The organism is Herbaspirillum sp. GW103, assembly GCF_000261365.1.
Classification (GTDB): domain Bacteria; phylum Pseudomonadota; class Gammaproteobacteria; order Burkholderiales; family Burkholderiaceae_D; genus Herbaspirillum.
This window is the reverse complement of the sequence record NZ_AJVC01000001.1, coordinates 243,194-264,014: the sequence shown is the minus strand read 5'-3', so window position 1 is coordinate 264,014 and position 20,821 is coordinate 243,194. Positions and strand designations below refer to the sequence as shown.

The 20,821-nt window shown below is 62.8% G+C and carries 17 protein-coding genes and 1 tRNA gene; 12 read left to right on the top strand and 6 right to left on the bottom strand.

All coding sequences use genetic code 11. The features are described 5' to 3' along the window. Window positions 1-5: 5 nt before the first annotated feature. The 4 genes from mutL (at window position 6) to GWL_RS22675 (ending at window position 4,205) form a co-directional block, all read left to right on the top strand. Window positions 6-1,934: a DNA mismatch repair endonuclease MutL gene (gene mutL / locus GWL_RS01155; protein ID WP_008325729.1), complete on the top strand. Its 1,929-nt coding sequence runs from the start codon at window positions 6-8 to the stop codon at window positions 1,932-1,934. A gap of 10 nt (window positions 1,935-1,944) precedes the next feature. Beyond that, the gene (miaA, locus tag GWL_RS01150) at window positions 1,945-2,901 is read left to right on the top strand and encodes a tRNA (adenosine(37)-N6)-dimethylallyltransferase MiaA (RefSeq protein ID WP_008325728.1); all 957 of its coding nucleotides are present in this window, start codon (window positions 1,945-1,947) and stop codon (window positions 2,899-2,901) included. A gap of 97 nt (window positions 2,902-2,998) precedes the next feature. Beyond that, window positions 2,999-3,075 (top strand) — tRNA-Met (locus GWL_RS01145). Between the two features lie 200 nt (window positions 3,076-3,275). Then, window positions 3,276-4,205, top strand: coding sequence for an HNH endonuclease (locus GWL_RS22675; RefSeq protein WP_050978054.1), 930 nt, complete (start codon window positions 3,276-3,278; stop codon window positions 4,203-4,205). 35 nt (window positions 4,206-4,240) lie between these two features. Here the strand turns inward: GWL_RS22675 and GWL_RS01135 are convergent, their stop codons facing one another. From GWL_RS01135 to GWL_RS01110, 6 genes are all read right to left on the bottom strand, one after another. Beyond that, window positions 4,241-5,431 (bottom strand): AGE family epimerase/isomerase, encoded by a 1,191-nt coding sequence (locus GWL_RS01135; RefSeq protein WP_008325724.1) that lies wholly within the window; start codon window positions 5,429-5,431, stop codon window positions 4,241-4,243. A 26-nt stretch (window positions 5,432-5,457) separates the two neighbouring features. Beyond that, window positions 5,458-6,474, bottom strand: coding sequence for a ribose ABC transporter permease (locus tag GWL_RS01130; protein ID WP_034349684.1), 1,017 nt, complete (start codon window positions 6,472-6,474; stop codon window positions 5,458-5,460). Window positions 6,475-6,476: 2 nt separating this feature from the next. Further along, the gene (locus GWL_RS01125; RefSeq protein WP_008325719.1) at window positions 6,477-8,069 is read right to left on the bottom strand and encodes a sugar ABC transporter ATP-binding protein; all 1,593 of its coding nucleotides are present in this window, start codon (window positions 8,067-8,069) and stop codon (window positions 6,477-6,479) included. Between the two features lie 120 nt (window positions 8,070-8,189). Beyond that, complete coding sequence (locus tag GWL_RS01120) at window positions 8,190-9,140, bottom strand: ABC transporter substrate-binding protein (RefSeq protein ID WP_008325716.1); 951 nt, start codon at window positions 9,138-9,140, stop codon at window positions 8,190-8,192. A 106-nt stretch (window positions 9,141-9,246) separates the two neighbouring features. Further along, complete coding sequence (locus tag GWL_RS01115; protein ID WP_008325714.1) at window positions 9,247-9,876, bottom strand: nucleoside/nucleotide kinase family protein; 630 nt, start codon at window positions 9,874-9,876, stop codon at window positions 9,247-9,249. A gap of 414 nt (window positions 9,877-10,290) precedes the next feature. After that, on the bottom strand, window positions 10,291-10,899 hold the full coding sequence (locus tag GWL_RS01110; RefSeq protein ID WP_008325711.1) for a cysteine hydrolase family protein: 609 nt from the start codon (window positions 10,897-10,899) through the stop codon (window positions 10,291-10,293). A gap of 195 nt (window positions 10,900-11,094) precedes the next feature. On the opposite strand from GWL_RS01110, the gene GWL_RS01105 reads away from it, so the two are divergent. The 8 genes from GWL_RS01105 (at window position 11,095) to glyQ (ending at window position 20,821) form a co-directional block, all read left to right on the top strand. Continuing rightward, window positions 11,095-11,946 (top strand): LysR family transcriptional regulator, encoded by an 852-nt coding sequence (locus tag GWL_RS01105; protein WP_157174179.1) that lies wholly within the window; start codon window positions 11,095-11,097, stop codon window positions 11,944-11,946. A 193-nt stretch (window positions 11,947-12,139) separates the two neighbouring features. After that, window positions 12,140-13,480 (top strand): tRNA (N6-isopentenyl adenosine(37)-C2)-methylthiotransferase MiaB, encoded by a 1,341-nt coding sequence (gene miaB, locus GWL_RS01100; RefSeq protein WP_008325709.1) that lies wholly within the window; start codon window positions 12,140-12,142, stop codon window positions 13,478-13,480. Window positions 13,481-13,510: 30 nt separating this feature from the next. Continuing rightward, window positions 13,511-14,635, top strand: a complete 1,125-nt coding sequence (locus GWL_RS01095) for a PhoH family protein (RefSeq protein WP_008325708.1) — start codon at window positions 13,511-13,513, stop codon at window positions 14,633-14,635. Next, complete coding sequence (ybeY, locus tag GWL_RS01090) at window positions 14,622-15,077, top strand: rRNA maturation RNase YbeY (protein ID WP_008325707.1); 456 nt, start codon at window positions 14,622-14,624, stop codon at window positions 15,075-15,077. Before GWL_RS01095 ends, ybeY begins: the two co-directional genes overlap by 14 nt. A 319-nt stretch (window positions 15,078-15,396) precedes the next feature. Continuing rightward, window positions 15,397-17,040 (top strand): methyl-accepting chemotaxis protein, encoded by a 1,644-nt coding sequence (locus tag GWL_RS01085; protein ID WP_034349679.1) that lies wholly within the window; start codon window positions 15,397-15,399, stop codon window positions 17,038-17,040. Window positions 17,041-17,251: 211 nt separating this feature from the next. Further along, a complete protein-coding gene (locus GWL_RS01080) occupies window positions 17,252-18,130 on the top strand; it encodes an HlyC/CorC family transporter (RefSeq protein WP_034349678.1) in 879 nt (292 codons plus the stop codon). Between the two features lie 27 nt (window positions 18,131-18,157). Further along, complete coding sequence (gene lnt / locus GWL_RS01075; RefSeq protein ID WP_008325700.1) at window positions 18,158-19,783, top strand: apolipoprotein N-acyltransferase; 1,626 nt, start codon at window positions 18,158-18,160, stop codon at window positions 19,781-19,783. Window positions 19,784-19,903: 120 nt separating this feature from the next. Next, entirely contained in the window at window positions 19,904-20,821 is a 918-nt protein-coding gene (glyQ, locus tag GWL_RS01070) for a glycine--tRNA ligase subunit alpha (protein ID WP_008325694.1), read from the top strand.

Sequence of the window (20,821 nt, the reverse complement as noted above, 5' to 3'; positions counted from 1 at the left end):
GCGCCATGAACGTACCGCACTCCTCCCCTGCCTCCGAACCGGCTGCCGCCCCGTCCCATCGCCCCATCCAGGCCCTGCCCGATCAGTTGATCTCGCAGATTGCCGCCGGCGAGGTGATCGAACGTCCCTCTGCGGTCGTCAAGGAATTGCTGGAGAACGCGCTCGATGCCGGCTCCACGCAGATCACCGTGCGCCTGGAGCAAGGCGGTGTCAAACGCATCGCCATCACCGACAACGGACGCGGCATACCACCGGAGCAATTACCGCTGGCACTGGCGCGCCACGCAACCTCCAAGATCGCTTCACTGACTGATCTGGAGAACGTCTCCACGCTCGGCTTCCGTGGCGAGGCGCTGGCTTCGATCGCCTCGGTCGCCCAACTGACCGTGACCAGCCGCACCGCCGATGCCCCCCATGCGTGGGAAATCACCGGCTCCCAGTTTGGTACCGTGGCCCCGGCGTCAGGCGCACAGGGCACCACCATCGATGTGCAGGATCTGTATTTCAACACCCCGGCGCGACGCAAATTCCTCAAGTCCGAGCAGACCGAATACGGCCATTGCGCCGAGGTCGTGCGGCGCATTGCGCTGGCGCGTCCGGATGTGAGTTTTTCACTGTCGCACAACGGCAAGACAGTCGATCACTGGAACGTCGGTGAATTCGCCAAACGTAGTGCCCACATCCTTGGCGACGAATTCGCCAATGCCCGCCTGCCGCTCGACGAAAGCGCCGGCCCCTTGCGCCTGCATGGTTTCGTCGGTCTGCCGACGGCCTCGAAGGCGCGCGCCGACGGTCAGTATTTCTACGTCAATGGCCGCTTCGTCCGTGACAAGCTGCTCACCCACGCCGTGCGTGCGGCTTATCAGGATGTGCTGCATGGCGACCGTTATCCGGCCTATGCACTCTCGCTCACGCTGGACCCGGCGCTGGTGGATGTGAACGTGCACCCCTCCAAGATCGAAGTGCGCTTTCGCGACAGCCGCGCGGTGCACCAGTTCGTCTTTCATGCGGTCTCGCGCGCGTTGGCGCAGACCTCGGCAGTCTCCTTCGGCAATCTGCCGCAACAGCAGCCGGACAGTAGCGACGGCAGCACCGCGCCCGCGAGCGGACCGAATGCCCCGCTGCCCTGGATGCGCGAACAGAAACAGCAGAGCTTCTCCGCCCAGTTCGCCGAACAGCCGCGCCCCTTCTCCTTTGCCGGCAACGGTGCGCAAGGGAGTGGCGGCTTTGGCGTGCGCCAGGATCGCGCCGCTTACGGCAACATGTTCCGCAGCGAGCCTGCTGCCCAGGGCGGCGACGGCAGCGCTTTCCAGACCGCTGCAGAGCCCGCTGCACCGCTGCCCGAGGGCGACTTCCCGCTCGGTTTCGCGCTGGCGCAACTGCATGGCATCTACGTGCTGGCGCAGAACCGGGCCGGTCTGGTGGTGGTCGACATGCACGCGGCGCATGAACGCATCCTCTACGAACAACTGAAGACGGCGCTGGATGGCAACGAGATGTTCGTGCAGCCCTTGCTGATCCCGGTCACCTTTTATGCGGACCCGGTGGAAGTCGGCACGGTGGAAGAACACCATGAGACGCTGTCGGCCCTGGGCTTCGACATCGCAGTGATGTCACCGACGACACTGGCCGTGCGTGCCGTCCCGGCGCTGCTGAAGAATGCCGATGCCCAGACCCTGGCGCGCGATGTGCTGCGCGATGTCCGTGAATATGGCGGCTCGCGTGTCCTGCTGGAACGTCGCAACGAACTGCTCGGCACCCTGGCCTGCCACACGGCGGTGCGCGCCAATCGCAGCCTGACGTTGCCGGAGATGAATGCGCTGCTGCGCCAGATGGAGGCCACCGAGCGTTCCGACCAGTGCAACCATGGCCGTCCCACCTGGACGCAGATGGGCCTGTCGGATCTGGACAAGCTCTTCCTGCGTGGCCAGTAAGGACGGTGCGATGACCCAGCACCGCCCACTGGCCGTGGCCATCATGGGCCCCACCGCGTCCGGCAAGACGGCGGCCGCGCTGGAGATTGCCCGGCACCTGCCCTGCGAAATCATTTCCGTCGATTCGGCCCTGGTCTATCGCGAGATGGACATCGGCACCGCCAAGCCCAGCCCGGAAGAACTGGCTGCCGTGCCGCACCACCTCATCGACATCCTCGACCCCACCGAGGCTTACTCGGCCATGCAGTTCCGCCAGGATGCGCTGCGCCTGACGCAGGAGATTGCCGGGCGCGGCAAGCTGCCCTTGCTGGTGGGTGGCACGATGCTGTATTTCAAGGTATTGCGGGATGGTCTGGATGAGCTGCCGCAGGCTGATCCTGTGCTGCGTGCGCAACTGGATGAAGAAGCGGCGCGCATCGGCATGCCGGCCATGCACGCGCGCCTGGCCACGCTGGACCCGGTGACGGCCGCGCGTCTGAAGCCGACCGACAGCCAGCGCATTCAGCGCGCGCTGGAGATCAGCTTGCTGACGGGGCAGCCGATGTCGTCGTTGCTGTCGCAGAAGCCACCTGAGCCCTTGCCTTTCGCGCTATTGCCGCTGGCGTTGGAGCCTGCTGATCGTGCGATGCTGCATGAGCGGATTGCACTGCGCTTTGACCTGATGCTGCGCGGTGGCGCATTGGAGCGGGAAGTCGCCGCCCTGCGCGCGCGCGGCGACCTGCACCTGGGCCTGCCCTCGATGCGTTGCGTGGGATACCGGCAGATGTGGGAATACCTGGATGGCAGCATCGATGCGGCCGAGCTGCGCGAGAAGGGCATTGCGGCCACGCGCCAACTGGCCAAGCGTCAGTTGACCTGGCTGCGTTCCATGCCAGAGCGCATCAGCATCGACTGCAACCGGCCACAGGCCACGGCCGAGGTACTGGCGCGGGTGCAACAGGCGGTGGCGGAACATCACGGCGGATGAACTGCTGCGCTGCGGCTGTGGATAAAAATAATCAGGAAATACGGAAAAGGTATTGACAGACAGCGGCTAGACCTCTATAGTCTCGGGCTTGCCTCCTGGTGATATAGCTCAGCTGGTTAGAGCACAGCACTCATAATGCTGGGGTCGGTGGTTCAAGTCCACCTATCACCACCAGATACCCGTCGCTGCATGTGCAATCATGCGTATGCGGCGCCGTCCGAAAAACCCGCCTCTTCGAAAGAAGGGCGGGTTTTTTGTTTTGTCTTCAACACCCATTTCTTCACCTACCGTTCTATTCAAAAATAGGAATCTCTCCCCCTAAAGCCCTAAAACTCGAATATTCTCGAGAAAAACGAGAAAACACGAGGGAAGAATTGAATTTTTTCTGGGTCAATATCGGTAAATCGCACAAAGAGGCGATTGAAGGGCATTTTCTCTGGGCGCCGCTGCATAGCGAGAAACCTAAGGCCAGCGGTGGAGTACGCACGACTTACTTTAGCCACTGGAATTCGGTCGCTACCGTGCGCGCTGGGGACATCATCTTTTGCAATGTAGATCGCAAGATTGCGTATATCGCTGTCGCAAAATTAAACGCCTACGAGGCCGCTCCACCGACCACCCGGATCTTCAATGAATGGGATCCGAATGGGCGACGCGTCGATGTTGATTTTTTCGAGCTCGAACCACCCATCAGTATCGAAGGCTACATTCTCGATTCGTTTAAAGAGCGGTATAACGAACGTTGCACGCCGCGTGTTGTGACAAAGACTGGAAGCATCTTCCAGGGATACATGGCATCGCTCCCAATGGATGCAGGGATCGATTTGTTACGCTTAGCAGGAGATCAGGAAGAAGCCATCGCCACAACCTCGCTCAACCTAAGTGCACCGATGGTCACGCCCAAAAGAGTCTCTTCCTCAACCACCAAACAAGCTTTGCGAGAAGCCCGTATCGGCCAAGGCCGCTTCCGGAGAGACTTACTCAATTTTTGGCAGCGCTGCCCGATCACCGGCATTACAAATCCTGATCTGCTGATCGCGAGCCATGCCAAACCATGGGCTATTTCTTCGGATGAAGAAAAGCTCGATCCTTATAACGGCTTCCTCTTTGCCGTTCATATCGATCGACTTTTCGATAAGGGTTTAATCAGTTTTAATCAAGACGGGAAAATTCTGATCAGCAAACACCTCTCCGAGCGCGATGCGCGTGTATTGAATATTCATCGCGAAATCACTCTTCCAATCCAGCAAAATCATAAGAAGTATCTTGAAGCCCATAGGAACATTTTTGGTCTAAGCGAATGACGTAAGAGAATTAAGGCCGCCCCTGAGCACCATCCTCACTCACCCAACCCACCCGCCTCCATCACATCCCAACAAGCCCCCATGGTGTGATAGTCCACCTTCCCAGCCGGCGACTTGGTATCTTCCATCTTGCTCCCATCGGCAGCCAGAATACGAAACCAGCCCCCATGATGGTGATCGATCATGTGCGCCCAGCTCCACGCCCAGATGGCGTGATACTGCTGGCGGAAACGGTCTTCCCCGGTCACGCGCCAAAGCCGCCACGCGCTGGCGAAAGACTCGGCCTGGACCCAGAAATATTTGTCCGTGTCATAGGGCTGCATGTCCGGATCGAAACCATAGATCAGCCCGCCATGCTGCACATCCCAACCATGCCGCCAGGCGGCATCCTGCAATTGCGCAGCGCGCATCACATAGGCCGGACGCGGCTCCTGCGCATGGGCGATCAGCAAGAGCTTGGCCCACTCGGTCTGGTGCCCGGTCTGGAAACCCCAGGGCTTGAAAATGTTCTCGCGGTTGCCCCGGTTGTAGTCGTGATCCAATGACCAATCCTGTCGGTAATGCTCCCACACCAGATCCTGCGATTGCCGCGCCAGACCGAAGACGAAGCGTTCGATCAGCAATTGTGCGCGCTCCAGATAGAGAGCTCGTCCGGTGGCGACGTGGGCAGCCAGGCAAGCTTCGCACATGTGCATGTTGGCGTTCTGGCCGCGATAGGCGATCAGTTCACCAGCGGCTGTGATTTCATCGGCATACGCCTGATGCGCCGACTCGAAGAAGGCACTCTCCATGCGCTCATACGCCAGCGCTACCTGCTGCGCATCGCACAAACCAATACGATGCGCATGCGCCATCGCCAGCAGCACGAAAGCCTGACCATAAGCCATCACGGTGCCGTCTTCGATCTGCCCGTCACGCAAGGTCCACGCATACAGACCGGCCAGCGGCCCCGCTACATGACGGAAGCGCTCCAGGTGCGCCAGTGCATGGCGCGCCTGCTCCAGGTAGCGCGGCTGCGCCGTATGCAGGTAGGCCATCGATTGCGTGAAGACCAGGCGCGTCGCACTGACCAGATGACGATGACTGCGCTCGTAGACGCTGCCATCGTCCTTCAGGTAATGAAAAAATCCGCCCTCGGGATCGATGGCATGACGATCATAGAAGGCCAGCGTATCGGCCACGTGCGCCTGCAGAAAGGCGCGGCTTTCGACATCGGGAAGAGGCATGGGGACTCCGGGGTGAGAAGAGCGTGTCATTGGGTCGCATCCTTCTGGCGCCATTTGTCGAGGATCACGGCCAGTACGATCACCGCCCCCTTGGCCACGTATTGCCAGAACGAGGACAGACCGAGAATGGTAAGGCCGTTGTTCATCACGCCGATGATGAGCGCCCCCACCACCGTGCCCCAGATCGTGCCCACGCCACCCATGAGGCTGGTGCCGCCCAGCACCACGGCGGCAATCGCATCGAGTTCATAGCCACTGCCCCAGTTGCCGTTGGCGCCATACAGGCGGCTGGCCGACATAGCCCCCGCCAGTCCGGAGAACAGGCCGCTGATCGAGTACACGAACAGCAGCACCAGCCCCACGCGGATACCTGTCAGGCGCGCCGCCTGCAGGTTGCCGCCGATGGCGTAGATGTGCATGCCCAGCACCGTCTTGCGCAGGATCACCCAGGACAGCAGCACCACTGCCACGGCCATCCAGATCAGCCAGGGCACGTGCAGGAAGTCGCCATTGCCGATCCATTCAAAACTTGGAATGTCATTGTTCAGGACCGTGGTGCCATCGGCCAGCAGGTAGGCCGCACCGCGAAAGGCCGTCATCGTGCCCAGCGTCACCACGAAGGCATTGATGTTGAGGAAGGCCACCATGCCACCATTGATCATCCCCATCAGCAGACCCGAGACGATGAACATGGGAATCGACCAGCCCGGTGCCGCGCTCAGCGATACCTGCATGCCCAGTACCGCCGACACCGCCAGGACCGAGCCGACCGACAGATCAATGCCGGCCGTGAGGATGACGAAGGTCATGCCGGCCGCCAGTACCAGATTGATGGCGACCTGGCGCAGGATGTTCATGGTGTTTTCCGCGCTGGCGAAGTTGGAGCTGCCGTCGCCGCTCAGATAAACCGTCAGGGCATAGAACAACAGGTATAGCACCACCAGCACCGGCAGCATGCCCAGCCGGTGCAGCAGCCATTGCGAAACAGTGGAAGAGACGCGCGTGGGAGCGCCGTTGTTATGTACAGGAGCAGAATGAGCCATGACTAGGAGGAATGAGAAGAGAAAGAAGACGGCAAGCCCGCACGCGGCATGCCGCAAGCCGGTTCGCCTTGGCCATGCGCAGCAGGCATGCCACCGGCATCCGTGGCCAGGTGCATGATGGCTTCCTGGGTGATGGCCGCACCGGCCAGTTCGCCGCTGATGCGGCCCTCACGCATGACCAGCACGCGATCACAGATGCCGATGACTTCCGGCAGCTCGCTGGAGATGACCACCACCGCCACGCCCTGTTCGGCCAGCTTGTGGACCAGTTGATAGATCTCGCTCTTGGCATAGATATCCACACCCCGCGTGGGTTCGTCCAGGATCAGGACCTTGGGCGCAATCTCCAGCCAGCGCGCCAGCAGGACCTTCTGCTGGTTGCCCCCGGAAAGCTTGCCCACGGTCACCTCGGGATGCGCGACCTTGACATTGAGGCGAGCGATGGCATCGCGCGCCACGCCCGCCAGCGCACGGCTGCGCAGCAGTCCCATCGTGCTGTGACGCGCGGCCACGTTCATGGTGGCGTTGGCGCCCACAGCCATCTGCAGAAACAGGCCCTGGCCCTTGCGGTCTTCCGGCACATAGGCGATACCGGCCCGCATCGCCGCACGCGGCCCGTCGATCCGCAGCCCCCGTCCTTCCAGCAGGACATGACCGCCACTGCGGGCATCGGCACCGAAGAGCAGGCGCGCCAGCTCGGTACGTCCGGCACCGACCAGTCCGGCAAAGCCCAGCACCTCGCCGGCGCGCACCGAGAAGCTGGCGGGCCTGACCTTGCCACCGGCCAGGTCCTGCACCTGCAAGACCACCGGCAGCGCCGCCGCGCGTTCCGGGGGCATGCGCTGGTGCTGATAGAACTCGCCCAGCGAGCGTCCCACCATCATCTGCACGATGCGCTCGGAATCGATCTGCTCGCGCGCCAGTTCGCCCACGAAACTGCCGTCGCGCAGCACCGTCACGCGGTCGGCCAGGGCGTAGACCTCGGCCATGCGATGGCTGATGTAGATGATGGCCAGGCCTTCGTCACGCAGCCGCCGTACCACGCCGAAGAGATGTTCGGTCTCGCGTTCGGAGAGCGCAGCCGTCGGCTCATCCATGATGACGATGCGGCTGCGATGCACCAGGGCGCGGGCGATCTCGACCTGCTGCTGTTCGGCGATGGAGAGTCGTCCGGCCTGGTCGGAGGCACGGAAGGCCGCGCCCAGTTGCCTGAGGACGGCATCGGTGCGCTGGCGCATGGCGGCATGGTCGATCAGGCCCCAGCGGCTGCGCAGCTCGCTGCCCATGAAGACATTGGCGGCCACGCTGATGTTGGGCGCCACCGCCAGTTCCTGGTAGATCAGGTTGATGCCGGCGGCGCGGCTGGCACCGGGGTCGCGCAGCGACACCGGTTTGCCGTCCAGCAGGATCTGTCCGCCGTCCGGTGCATGCACGCCTGAGAGCACTTTCATGAGGGTGCTCTTGCCGGCGCCGTTCTCGCCCATGAGCGCATGGATCTCGCCGGGGCGAATGGTGAGCTGCATATCCGACAGCGCGCGCGTGGCCCCGAAGGACTTGCTGATGCCGGTCATCTGCAAAATGGGAGTGGAAGTCATGGCATTCGAAGAAAGCTGCCGCCTGGTGGCAGGCACGTCCCGAAACAGGGGCGTGTCCCGGCCGCAGGGACGGCGGATCCGGCTCGCCCGCCTGCGCGGCAAGCCGGTGCAGCGGCGGCCTCAGTTGGCCGGGACCCAGCCCTTGTAGTCGGCCACGTTGTCACGCGTGATCAGCTTGACCGGCAGCAGCTTGACGGCCTTCTCCGGGGTGTGGCCATTCATGACCTGATAGCCGATGGCCACGCTCTCGGCGGCCATGCCATAGGGGTCCTGCGCTGGCGAGGCAGCAAAGAGCGACTTGCTGTCCTTGAGCGCGCGCTCGGCATCGGGCGCACCATCCACGCCGGTGATGAGCTTGATGTCGCTGCGCTTGGCCTGGCGGATGGCCAGTTCGGCACCGATGGCGGTGGGATCGTTGATGGCGAAGACACCATCGATCTTGCCGTGCGCTGCCAGCAGGTTGGACATGGTGGTCATGCCGCCATCGCGACTGCCGCCGGCGTTCTGGTTGTCGGAGAGGATCTTGATGCCGGGCGACTTCTTGAACTCGGCCTTGCAGCCGGTGACGCGATCCATCACCGCCGATACCGGCGGCCCATTGACGATGACCACGTTGCCCTTGCCCTGCAGCTTGTCGACGATGAACTTGCAGGACTCGGCACCGGCCATGGTGTTGTCCGACATGACGGTCACGTCCGCGCCCTCTGCGGCCACGTCCACCGCCACCACGACGATGCCGGCTTTCTTCGCCTTCTTCACGGCCGGGCCGATGCCCTTGGAATCGGCCGCGTTGAGCACGATCATGTCGACCTTGTTGGCGATGAAGTTCTCGATCTGCCCCACCTGGGTGTTGAGGTCGTACTTGGAGGAGACCACGGTGACCTTGGCGGCCGGATTGATCTTGTGCGCGCCGCTCTCGGCCCCCTTGGCAATGGCCACGAAGAAGGGATTGGCGAGGTCACCGAGGGTGACGCCAACGGATCTCAGGGGCTTGTCCGCTGCCAGCGACGGCATTGTGACGGCAGCCAGCCAGACAGTGGCGCAGGCAATGGCGAGGGTTTTCTTGATCATGCTTGTCTCCGTTCTTGTTGGAAGTGCGAGGGGGATGGCCGGGCCCGTTGCGGCCCCATTTCTTCTTGCTGCTTGCTGCTTGCTGCTTGCATGTGCGCCGGGCAGCTCAGTCCCGGCGGAAAATCTGGTCTGCGCGAGTCCGCGTGGTCTCGATCAGCGCTGCATTGACTTCGTCGCTGTTCATGACCCAGGCCGCGGCCTGCTCGGCAGTGCGACCGAATTGCACGTGGCGGGCGATCAGGCGCTGCCGACGCAGTGCCGGGTCAATATCGACATACCACACCTCATCGAGCAAAGGCCGCACGTGCGCCCAGTGACCGCGGTCGAGCAGCAGGTAATTGCCTTCGGTGATGATGAGCCGTGTCTCGGGGGCAATGGCGATGCTGCCGGCAATGGCTTCCTCGATCTCGCGCAAGAATTGCGGGGCGTAGATGACTTCATCGGCACCCTGCTGCCGCAAACGTGACAGCAGCCGGACATAGCCCGCACTGTCGAAGGTATCTTCCGCGCCCTTGCGTGAGGCGTGGCCCAGCCGTGCCAGCTCGGCATTGGCCAGGTGGTAGCCATCCATGGGCAAGATCACGGCCTGCCTCAGGCCCTGGTTATGAACATGCGCCAGCAGCGCCTGGGCCAGGGTGGACTTGCCGCTGCCGGGTGGGCCGGCAATGCCGAGTAGGGTGCGCTGGCCACGGGCCAGCAGCGCCGCAAGCCGGTCGCTGAAGACTGCCGGAATCATGGTCGACTCATTCCTTTTTCTAAGGACCGCACCGAGGGCAGTCCGTACGCGCCAGGCGCATTCCTTATTGAAATACAGCACAACAGCAAGGCCTTCTGCCGTGCTTGCCTCTCCCGTTGTCCAGGCTGCTGGCGGCTGTCGTGCCAGCCGGATGGCAGCATCAGAAAATTTCGGAAAGCCGATAAACTAAGCGATTCTGTCTCTCAAATCTCAGCGCTCCTGAATATTCATACGTAATTTCTAATTATTGCTAGTTCCGCGTCGTCAAGGCGATGAAATTTTCCTCGAATATTTTCAATATCGATCTGCTTATGAGTAAGTCAGAGACATGAAAAAAGGACGCTACCGGAGGGGGAGCGTCCTTGCTTGTTTGCTTAATGCGCCGGGCGGCGCAAGGAAGATTGCCGAACCCTTTCAGGCCGTGGCCAGCGCTGCCGCGTCGGCCACGACGGTGGCATAGCGGTCGGCCAGCTCGGTCAGCGCCACGCGCTGCACCTCGGCTGCTTGCACCGGTGCACCGCCCAGCGGATCCGGCAGGTCGCGAGTGGCGCAGGCGGCGGCCACTACAGTCGAGGCATAGCCGTGGTCCAGCGCCGAACGTACGGTGGCGCTTACGCACATGTGGGTAGCGAATCCGGCCACGATCAAGGACTTGCGCCCGGTCTTGCCAAGGGCGGCATCCAGGGTGGTCCCGGCGAAGGCATTGGGCAGGCCCTTGGGCAGGACCAGCTCGTCACCCTGCGGCCCCACGCCATCGATGATGGCCACATGCGGCCCTTGCGGATCGAACATGGCCCCGCCCGGCTTGCCATGGTGGACGACGTGAATCACTGGCGCACCGGCGGCACGAGCCTGGCGCAACAGCTCGGCGATCTGGCCGACGGCAGCATCGATGTCGGCCAGGGGCGCACGCCCGGTGGTGTATTCGGTCTGATGGTCAATGATGAGCAGGACGGCCTCTTGCCAGGTGGCGGCACGCGCGCTGCCACCGGCAATCTGGATCAGGGTCTGAGGTGTGGACATGGCAGTTCCTTGTGAAAAAAAGTTCGAGAAAATTGAAAAAAACGCAGCAGCTGTTCGGAAATGCACAGGGACGGATCATCTTAGTCCGATAAAATTCGCACTGCCATTCACCGAAATCGCCACCCACCTGTGAAAAAATTAACAGCCTCCTCGAAGAACGTGCGCGTACCTGCGCACCAGACCGTGCATGCAGCCCTGGATGCCGACTGGGAGAGCCTGCGCAGTTTCGCCGCCTTCATCGAGGCCGGCAGCCTCTCCGGTGCGGCGCGTGTGCTGGGCGTCACGCATGCCACCATCGGCCGTCGTCTGCAGCAACTGGAAGACGCCCTGCAAGCCCCGCTGTTCCTGCGTCGCGCCGAGGATGTGGAACTGACGCGCCTGGGCGAGAGTGTCCTCACTGCCGCGCGCGCCATGCAGGAACAGACGCGCCAGCTGGCGCGCACTCTGGCAGGGGAGGACCTGCGCCTGGAAGGCAAGCTGCGCCTGGCCTGCACCGATGCCATCGGCACGATGTTCCTGGCCCCGCGCCTGCCGCAGCTGTTGCAGCAATGGCCGGCGCTGGATGTGGAACTGGCCATGGGGCACCAGACCCTGAGCCTGGCCCGGCGTGAGGCCGACCTGGCATTGCGTTTCGGCAAGCCGCAGGATGGCGAGCTGATCGCCAGGCCACTGGGCGCGGTGCGCTTCTACCTCTGTGGCACGGCCGAGAAGATTGCGCACTGGCGGCGCGCCCCCAGGTCGACGCCCTTCGTGGCCTATGACGATGGCGTGCCCGACATTCCGGAGACGCACTGGATCGCCGCCCATGCGGCCGGCAACCCGGTACGTTTTCGCAGCACCAGCCTGGTGGCGCAGTGCATGGCGGCGCGCGCCGGGGTCGGGATGGCCCTGCTGCCGAGCTATCTGCTGGCCCCGGAACTGCAGACTGTGGAGTCCACGCCACAGCTGCAGCGCGAGCTGTGGGCGGTGTTCCATCGCGATCTGAAAGCCCTGCCGCGGCTACGGGCGGTGCTGGCCTGGCTGCAGGACTGCTGCGCGCAACTGTGATATCTGCCTTGCGGACAGGCCCGGCGCGCCCTCGCGGGCGCTGGCCGCGACGCTCGGTGCTATAATCGCGAACCTCCGGGGATGGGCTCCTCCACCGCTGCAGCAACCGATTCCAGCGGCCCGCCGCCCTCCTCCTCGCCGGCGCGCGCATGTTCCATGCGTCCTTCCTGCGCTCTTGCCCTGATAACGATTTATGCAGAAAAAAGTATTCATCAAAACCTTCGGCTGCCAGATGAACGAGTACGACTCGGACAAGATGGCCGACGTGCTCCATGTCGCCGAAGGCCTCGTCAAGACCGACCGTCCGGAAGAGGCCGACGTGATCCTGCTCAACACCTGCTCCATTCGCGAGAAGGCGCAGGAGAAGGTGTTCTCCGACCTGGGCCGCCTGCGCGCGCTGAAGAAGGACAATCCTGATCTGTTGATCGGCGTGGGCGGCTGCGTGGCCTCGCAGGAAGGCGACGCCATCATCAAGCGCGCGCCCTTCGTGGACATGGTGTTCGGCCCGCAGACCCTGCATCGCCTGCCGCAGATGATTTCCGAGCGGCGCTACAGCGGCCGCCCGCAGGTGGACATCAGCTTCCCCGAGATCGAGAAGTTCGACCACCTGCCGCCAGCGCGAGTGGAAGGTGCCACCGCTTACGTCTCCATCATGGAAGGCTGCAGCAAGTATTGCAGCTACTGCGTAGTGCCCTACACGCGCGGCGAGGAAGTCTCGCGCCGCTTCGAGGATGTGCTCACCGAAGTGGCCGGACTGGCCGACCAGGGCGTCAAGGAAATCATGCTGCTGGGCCAGAACGTCAACGCCTATCGCGGCGTGATGGAAGATGGCGAGATCGCCGACTTCGCCCTGCTCATCGAATACATCGCCGAGCTGCCGGGCATCGAGCGCATCCGCTTCGTGACCAGTCATCCCAAGGAATTCTCGCAACGCCTGATCGACACCTACGCCAAGGTGCCCAAGCTCTGCAATCACCTCTACCTGCCGGCGCAACATGGCTCGGACCGCACGCTGGCCGCGATGAAGCGCGGCTACACTGCGCTGGAATACAAGTCGGTGATCCGCCGCATGCGCAAGGTGCGCCCGGATATCACGGTGCAGTCGGACTTCATCGTCGGTTTCCCCGGCGAGACCGAGGAAGATTTTGAAGCGCTCATGAAACTGGTGGCCGATGTGGGCTTCGACAACAGCTTCTCCTTCATCTTCAGCCCGCGTCCCGGTACGCCGGCCGCCAACCTGGCCGACGACACCCCGCAGGAAGTCAAGCTGGCGCGCCTGCAACGCCTGCAGGCCGCGCTCAATGACAACGCGGCAAAGATCAGTGCGGCGCAGGTCGGCACGGTGCAAAAGGTGCTGGTGGAAGGCGTTTCCAAGCGCCGCGAGCATGAACTGCAAGGCCGTACCGAGAGCAATCGCGTGGTCAACTTCGACGGTGGCCCGAACGGTCAGCGCCTGATCGGCGAGATCATCGAGGTCCGCGTTACCGAAGCCTTCCCTTTCTCGCTGCGTGGCGAGATCGTGCCCCGTCATTGATGATTCAATCCCCCTAACCGGAATCGTGCGTTGAAAAAAATCCCCAACCAGCCCCATCACTTCACGCCCCAGCCGTTGGACAACAGGCGCCTGGCCAACCTGTGCGGTGCGCTCGATGAAAACCTGCGCCAGATTTCGGCCGCGCTGGACGTGACCATCTTCCGCCGTGGTGACCGCTTCGTGGTCACCGGCACCAATGCCGAGCGTGCGGTGGAAGTACTGGAACGCTTCTACGAGAAAGCCGACCGTCCCGTGGCGGTGGACGATATCCAGCTGGCCCTGGTCGAGCAGCGCGCCAACGCCGCCGCCGATGAAGAAGCGGGCCTGCCGCCGCTGCCCGCGCGGCGCGGCAGGGCAGCCGCTGCTGCCGCTGCCGCCACCGAAGACAAGGACAGCCAGGACCCGCTGCCCGAGAGCCCCATCCTGAAAACCCGCAAGCATGACCTGCGCGGACGCACGCCGCACCAGAGCCAGTATCTGAACGCCATCCTGGAACACGACATTACCTTCGGCGTCGGCCCGGCCGGCACCGGCAAGACCTACCTGGCCGTGGCCTGCGCGGTCGATGCGCTGGAGCGCGACGCCGTGCAGCGCATCGTGCTCACCCGTCCGGCGGTGGAAGCCGGCGAGCGCCTGGGCTTCCTGCCGGGCGACCTGGCTCAGAAAGTCGATCCCTATCTGCGCCCGCTGTATGACGCGCTGTATGACCTGCTCGGTTTTGATCGTACGCAGAAGCTCTTCGAAAAGCAGGCCATCGAGATCGCACCACTGGCCTACATGCGCGGCCGCACGCTGAACCACGCCTTCATCATTCTCGACGAGGCGCAGAACACCACGCCGGAACAGATGAAGATGTTCCTGACCCGCATCGGCTTCGGCAGCAAGGCCGTCATCACCGGTGACGTGACACAGGTCGACCTGCATCACGGCCAGAAGAGCGGCCTGGTCGATGCACTGTCGGTGCTGCACGATGTGCGCGGCATCGCCTTCTCGCGCTTCACCAGTGCCGACGTGGTACGCCATCCGCTGGTGGCGCGCATCGTCGATGCCTATGATGCTGCCGGCAACGCCAAACCCGATACCGCGCGCGCCACTGCCCGCACTGCCACCAATCTCCTGACCAAATCCGCCAAGCCGCGCCATGCCAAAACATAAACTCACGCTGTCGGTGCAATATGCCGACGACCGCCTCAAGGACAGCATCACCCGCCCTCTCCTGCGCCGCTGGGTGCAGGCGGCCCTGTTTGCGCCGGCCGAACTGACGCTGCGCTTCGTCGGTTCGGAAGAAGGCCGCGACCTCAACCGCGACTATCGCGGCAAGGACTACGCCACCAACGTGCTGACCTTCGCCTATACCGAGGATGAGGACAGCGAAGTCACCGAAGCCGACATCATCTTCTGCACCGATGTGCTGGAGAAGGAAGCGGCCGAGCAGAAGAAGACCGTGGAAGAACATACCGCCCATCTGGTCGTGCATGGCGTGCTGCATGCGCAAGGGTATGACCACGAGGACGACGAGGAAGCCAACGAAATGGAAGCCCTGGAAACCGAGATCCTGGCGACCCTGGGTTATGACAATCCCTACAAGTCACGCTAAACGCGGCAGCGCTCTTGCCGTTGAGGCAAGAGCCGGCTGGCTGCTCCGAACGGTCTGCTGATGCAGGCCGTTTTTTTTCGGAGGCCTTTCCGCCGACTTTCATTTTTGTTGCTTTGCCTCACGTTATTGCTGATTTATCCATCAAAAAAGTGATCGGTTTTCCCGATGCGATCATCGAATTTTTCGTTTGATATCAGAGCAACAATCGAACCGTGATTTTCCCTTGATGTTTAACTCCACATTTCAGGAAGATCCTGATGGGAAGCATGCTCTGACTGAACGAGAATGCTTGCATACCAATTCCTATCGGGGGGATGTCATGAAGAACTTGAAGATCGGCCAGCGACTTGGCCTTGGTTTTGCCGCCGTACTGGTCCTGCTGGTGGCGGTGGCCGCCTTCGGCCTGCAGCAGGTATCGCGTCTGAATGATCGCATCGTCTTCCTGACCTCCGTCGATGAGGGCAAGCTGGAAGCCCTTTCCAAGGTGCAATTCGCCATCGGCCTGCGCGCCATTGCCGCACGCAATCTTGCGCTGGTGCAAGGGACGGCCGAGCAGAAGGGGGACCTGAACCTGGTTGGCAGCTCGCAGAAGGATATCGATGCCGGCATGACCCAATTGACCAAATTGCTGCAGGAACCGTCAACCACACCGCAAGAGCGCGAGATGCTGGAGCAGTTGCGCAAGCTGGAAGCGCAATATCTGCCGATCGCCGTCAACATTGTCAATCTGGCGACCTCGCAGCAACAGGAGGCGGCACGCGCCTCTCTGGTCAAGGACTGCATGCCCATTCTCAACCGCGTGATTGCGCACGTGGAACAGTTCAAGAAGGAGCTGCGCAAGAATTCCGAAAACAACGTGCAACAGGCCGAAGCCGCCTACAACATGGCCAAGTGGACCATGATCGTGGCCTGCCTGGCAGCCCTGACCCTGGGGGGCCTGGTCGCCTGGCTGCTGACCCGCTCGATCTCCCGCCCGCTGGCCCAGGCCGTGAGCGTGGCGCAGAGCGTGCAGTCGGGTGATCTGGGCAGCCACATCGAAGTCACCAGCAAGGATGAGATGGGTCAGTTGATGGCAGCATTGAAGGGCATGAATGACAGTCTGGTGCAGATCGTCGGTGAAGTGCGCCAGGGCACCGACACCATCGCCGTGGCCTCCGATGAAATCAAGCGCGGCAACATGGACCTGTCCCACCGTACCGAGCAGCAAGCCGGTTCCCTGCAGGAAACCGCCTCGGCGATGGAACAGCTGACGGCCACCGTCAAGCAGACTTCCGACAATGCCCGCGAGGCCAAGCGCCTGGCCGACAACGCATCCGATGTGGCGACCCGGGGCGGGGCCGCGGTGGGCCGTGTGGTCGAGACCATGCACGCCATCAGCACCTCGTCGCACAAGATCGTGGACATCATCAGCGTGATTGACGGCATCGCCTTCCAGACCAACATCCTGGCTCTGAACGCGGCCGTGGAAGCCGCCCGTGCCGGCGAGCAGGGTCGCGGTTTCGCGGTGGTCGCCTCCGAAGTACGCTCCCTGGCCCAGCGCTCGGCCGTGGCCGCCAAGGAAATCGAGGCCCTCATCAATGAGTCGGTCGCCAAGGTCGTCGCGGGTGAAAAGCAGGTCAGCGAAGCAGGCTCGACCATGGATGAGGTCGTCAAGAGCATCCAGAGCGTGACCCACATCGTGCAGGACATCAGCGCCGCCAGCGCCGAGCAGACCGCCGGCCTGGAACAGATCAACAATGCAGTGGCCCAGATCGACGAAACCACCCAGCAGAACGCCGCCCTGGTGGAAGAGGCCGCCGCTGCCGCTGCCTCGATGCAGCAGCAGAGCGTGTCCCTGACCGAACTGGTGAGCGTGTTCAAGCTGGCACCGGCCCAGGCCACGGCCATTCCGGTCCGGCACCTGGAACAGGCACCGGCGCAGGCGCTGAGCGGCCGCGGGCTGCAAGAACTGGGCTACGCCTGAAGACCACACTGACGATTTTTCCCTGAGGACGTATTTGCCGGCATCGCGGATGCCGGTTTTTTTTTTGCAGCCTGCAGCGAGATGAAGACGTCACCATTGCCAAGATGCAAGCAGGGCCGCAGCCCGCTGTGGCGGGGCCTTTAGTGGACTTGTCACATAATTGTTGTATCCTATGGCTCTTCGAAACTACGTCGGGCTCGCGCCTAACGCCATGCAAGATCACCCTAGTAGCGTCAAATCTGACGCTAAACCTCATCGTTCCCTGTTTGAACGACTCACCGCACTGATTTCCCCCGAGCCCGAGAACCGGGCAGAACTGCTCGAAGTGTTGCACGACGCCCACGAGCGCAATCTCATCGATGCCGACGCGCTGTCGATGATCGAAGGCGTGTTCCAGGTCTCCGACCTGGCCGTGCGCGACATCATGGTGCCGCGCTCGCAGATGGACACCATCGATATTTCCAAGCCGATCGAAACCTGGATGCCCGAAGTGCTGGCCACGTCCCACTCGCGCTTCCCCGCCGTGGATGGCGAGCGCGACAAGGTGATCGGCATCCTGCTGGCCAAGGACCTGCTGCGCTACTACGCCGAGGACTCCTTCGACGTGCGCGACATGCTGCGCCCGGCCATCTTCATTCCCGAATCCAAGCGTCTCAATGTGCTGCTGCGCGACTTTCGCGCCAACCGCAATCACATGGCCGTGGTGGTGGACGAATACGGCGGCGTGGCCGGCTTGATCACCATCGAGGACGTGCTGGAACAGATCGTCGGCGACATCGAGGATGAATACGATTTCGACGAAGCCGAAGACAATGTGCTGGCCCTCAAAGATGGCCCGCACGGCCCGCGCTGGCGCGTCAAGGCGCTGACCGAGATCGAACAGTTCAATGAAGAAGTGGGCAGCCGCTTCTCCGATGACGATGCCGACACCATCGGTGGCCTGGTGGCCAACCATGTGGGCCGCGTGCCGCGCAAGGGTGATGAATTCGACATCGATGGCCTGCACTTCGAAGTGCTGCGCGCCGATGCGCGCCAGGTGCATGTGCTGCTGGTGTCCAGGCTGCCTGCGGCGCCGCTGGACCAAGAATGATCGCCTGACCTGCCTGCCGTAGCCAACGTGACTTCCCCCTCTTCCCAAAACCTGCCGCTGCCACGCGGCGCCACTGCTGCGCGCGGTCGCCTCGGTACGGCGCTGGCGCTGTTGCTGCCGGTACTGGCAGGTGCCGTCAACGTCTTCGCCTTTGCCCCCTTCAAACTGTGGCCCCTGCAGATCCTGGCCCTGGCCTGGCTGTTCCATGGCGTGCTGGCGCAGCCGCAGGCGTCCACCGGCCGGCAATTCCTGCGCGGCTGGTTGTACGGATTCGGCTGGGCGGCGGCGGGCGTGCACTGGCTCTACATCAGCATGCACGACTACGGTGGCATGCCGGGCTGGATGGCGGCGCTGGCGGTGGGTCTGCTGGCACTCTACCTGGGCTTGTATGCCGGTGCGGCCACGGCACTGGCGGGCTGGCTGCGCCATCGCTGGTCGTCTTCTCCGCTGCTGCTGGCGCTGTTCATGCTGCCGGCACTATGGGCCTTGTCGGAATGGATGCGCGGCTGGGTGTTGACGGGCTTTCCCTGGCTGGTCTCGGGCTATGCCCACACGGTGGGTCCGCTGGCCGGTTTCGCGCCGCTGGGCGGGGTTTATTTCATCGGCTGGATCGCGGCGCTGATCGCGGGCAGCCTGGCACTGCTGTGGATGGGCCTGTCGCGCAAGGGCGTGGCCGGTACCGGCCAGCGCATCATCCTGCCATTGTGTGTCGCCGCCCTGCTGTGCGCCGGCGGCGTAGCGCTGCGACTGGTGCAGTGGACCACGCCGCAAGGCCAGCCGATCACGGTGCGCCTGTTGCAGGGAAATATTGCGCAGGAAATGAAATTCTCCAGCGATGCCCTGGTCGCTACCCTGGGCATGTATGAACAGATGATCAGCGCCGCCCCGGCCGACCTGATCGCCACCCCCGAAACCGCCATCCCGCTGCTGCCACAACAGTTGCCGCCGGATTACCTGGAGCGACTGGCCCGTTTCGCGCAGAACAGCGGCAGTCACCTGGCGCTGGGCATCCCCTTGTCCGACGGCCCGCAGCTCTATGCCAATTCGGTGCTGGGTTTCGGTCCGGGCGTGGGTTCTGCCTTGATGCCGTATCGCTACGACAAGCATCACCTGGTGCCCTTTGGTGAATTCATTCCGACGGGCTTTCGCTGGTTCGTCGACCTGATGCACATCCCGCTGGGCGACATGACGCGCGGAGCGCCGGTGCAGTCGCCCTTCGGCGTGAAGGACCAGTGGGTGCTGCCCAACATCTGCTACGAAGACTTGTTCGGCGAAGAAATCGCCCAACAGCTGCGCGCTGCCTATCGCGCCGGCCAGCCGCAGGCCAGCCTGTTGCTGAACCTGTCCAACATCGCCTGGTTCGGCAATTCGATTGCCCTGCCCCAGCACCTGCAGATCTCGCAGATGCGCACCCTGGAAACGGGCCGTCCGATGCTGCGCGCTACCAACACGGGCGCCACGGCCGTGATCCTGCCGGGTGGTGCCACCAGCGAACTGGCTCCCTACACGCGTGGGGTGCTCTCCGGGCGGGTACAGGGCTATGCCGGCCAGACGCCCTACATTCTGCTGGGCAACAAGCTCGTCGTCGGACTGGCCCTGCTGATGCTGCTGCTGGCCTGGGGCCGCAACAAGGCCGCGCGCATCCGTCACTGAAATCCGCCCCGAGGGCCGGCCGGCGCCGCGCCCCGGCAAAACCGGGTCAAACGCCCCAAAAGGCGCTAAAATTCAAGGTTTTCGCAATTCCTCCGCCGGTTCGCCAGGCCACCACACACGATGCTGACATTTCAACAAATCATCCTCAAGTTGCAAGAATATTGGGACGCCCAGGGCTGCGCACTGCTGCAACCCTACGACATGGAAGTCGGCGCGGGGACCTCGCACACCGCGACCTTCCTGCGCGCCATCGGCCCGGAACCCTGGCGTGCCGCCTACGTCCAGCCCTCGCGCCGTCCCAAGGATGGCCGCTATGGCGAGAACCCCAACCGCATGCAGCATTACTACCAGTACCAGGTAGTCTTGAAGCCGGCCCCGGAAAACATCCTGGACCTGTACCTGGGCTCGCTGGAGGCGCTGGGACTGGATCTGAAGAAAAATGACGTGCGTTTCGTCGAGGATGACTGGGAAAACCCCACCCTGGGCGCCTGGGGCCTGGGTTGGGAAGTCTGGCTCAATGGCATGGAAGTGACGCAATTTACCTATTTCCAGCAGGTCGGCGGGCTCGACTGCAAGCCGGTGCTGGGCGAAATCACCTACGGCATCGAGCGTCTGGCGATGTACCTGCAGGGCGTGGAAAACGTCTATGACCTGGTCTGGACCGAATGGACCGAGAACGGCGTCAAGAAGCACCTGACCTATGGCGACGTGTTCCACCAGAATGAAGTGGAACAATCCACCTTCAACTTCGAGTATTCCAACACCGAGTTCCTGTTCTCGCTGTTTTCCAACTACGAAGCCGAAGCCAAGCGCCTCATGGAAGTGCCGCTGGCGCTGCCGGCCTACGAGCAGGTCCTCAAAGCCGCCCACACCTTCAACATGCTCGATGCCCGTGGCGCCATTTCGGTCACCGAGCGCGCGGCCTACATCGGTCGCATCCGCAATCTCTCGCGGGCGGTGGCGCAGGCCTATTTCGAATCGCGCGAGCGCCTGGGCTTCCCCATGCTGGGCGCAGCCCCGGCCAAGGCTGCGGCCTGA

Excerpts from the sequence above, each read along its gene's own strand:
- GWL_RS01085 (WP_034349679.1), top strand. The coding sequence starts at position 15,397 with ATGAAGAACTTGAAGATCGGCCAGCGACTTGGCCTTGGTTTTGCCGCC.
- GWL_RS01125 (WP_008325719.1), bottom strand. The coding sequence starts at position 8,069 with ATGACTTCCACTCCCATTTTGCAGATGACCGGCATCAGCAAGTCCTTC.
- glyQ (WP_008325694.1), top strand. The coding sequence starts at position 19,904 with ATGCTGACATTTCAACAAATCATCCTCAAGTTGCAAGAATATTGGGAC.
- GWL_RS01110 (WP_008325711.1), bottom strand. The coding sequence starts at position 10,899 with ATGTCCACACCTCAGACCCTGATCCAGATTGCCGGTGGCAGCGCGCGT.
- GWL_RS01115 (WP_008325714.1), bottom strand. The coding sequence starts at position 9,876 with ATGATTCCGGCAGTCTTCAGCGACCGGCTTGCGGCGCTGCTGGCCCGT.
- GWL_RS01080 (WP_034349678.1), top strand. The coding sequence starts at position 17,252 with ATGCAAGATCACCCTAGTAGCGTCAAATCTGACGCTAAACCTCATCGT.
- mutL (WP_008325729.1), top strand. The coding sequence starts at position 6 with ATGAACGTACCGCACTCCTCCCCTGCCTCCGAACCGGCTGCCGCCCCG.
- miaA (WP_008325728.1), top strand. The coding sequence starts at position 1,945 with ATGACCCAGCACCGCCCACTGGCCGTGGCCATCATGGGCCCCACCGCG.
- GWL_RS01130 (WP_034349684.1), bottom strand. The coding sequence starts at position 6,474 with ATGGCTCATTCTGCTCCTGTACATAACAACGGCGCTCCCACGCGCGTC.
- GWL_RS01135 (WP_008325724.1), bottom strand. The coding sequence starts at position 5,431 with ATGCCTCTTCCCGATGTCGAAAGCCGCGCCTTTCTGCAGGCGCACGTG.
- GWL_RS01120 (WP_008325716.1), bottom strand. The coding sequence starts at position 9,140 with ATGATCAAGAAAACCCTCGCCATTGCCTGCGCCACTGTCTGGCTGGCT.
- ybeY (WP_008325707.1), top strand. The coding sequence starts at position 14,622 with ATGCCAAAACATAAACTCACGCTGTCGGTGCAATATGCCGACGACCGC.
- miaB (WP_008325709.1), top strand. The coding sequence starts at position 12,140 with ATGCAGAAAAAAGTATTCATCAAAACCTTCGGCTGCCAGATGAACGAG.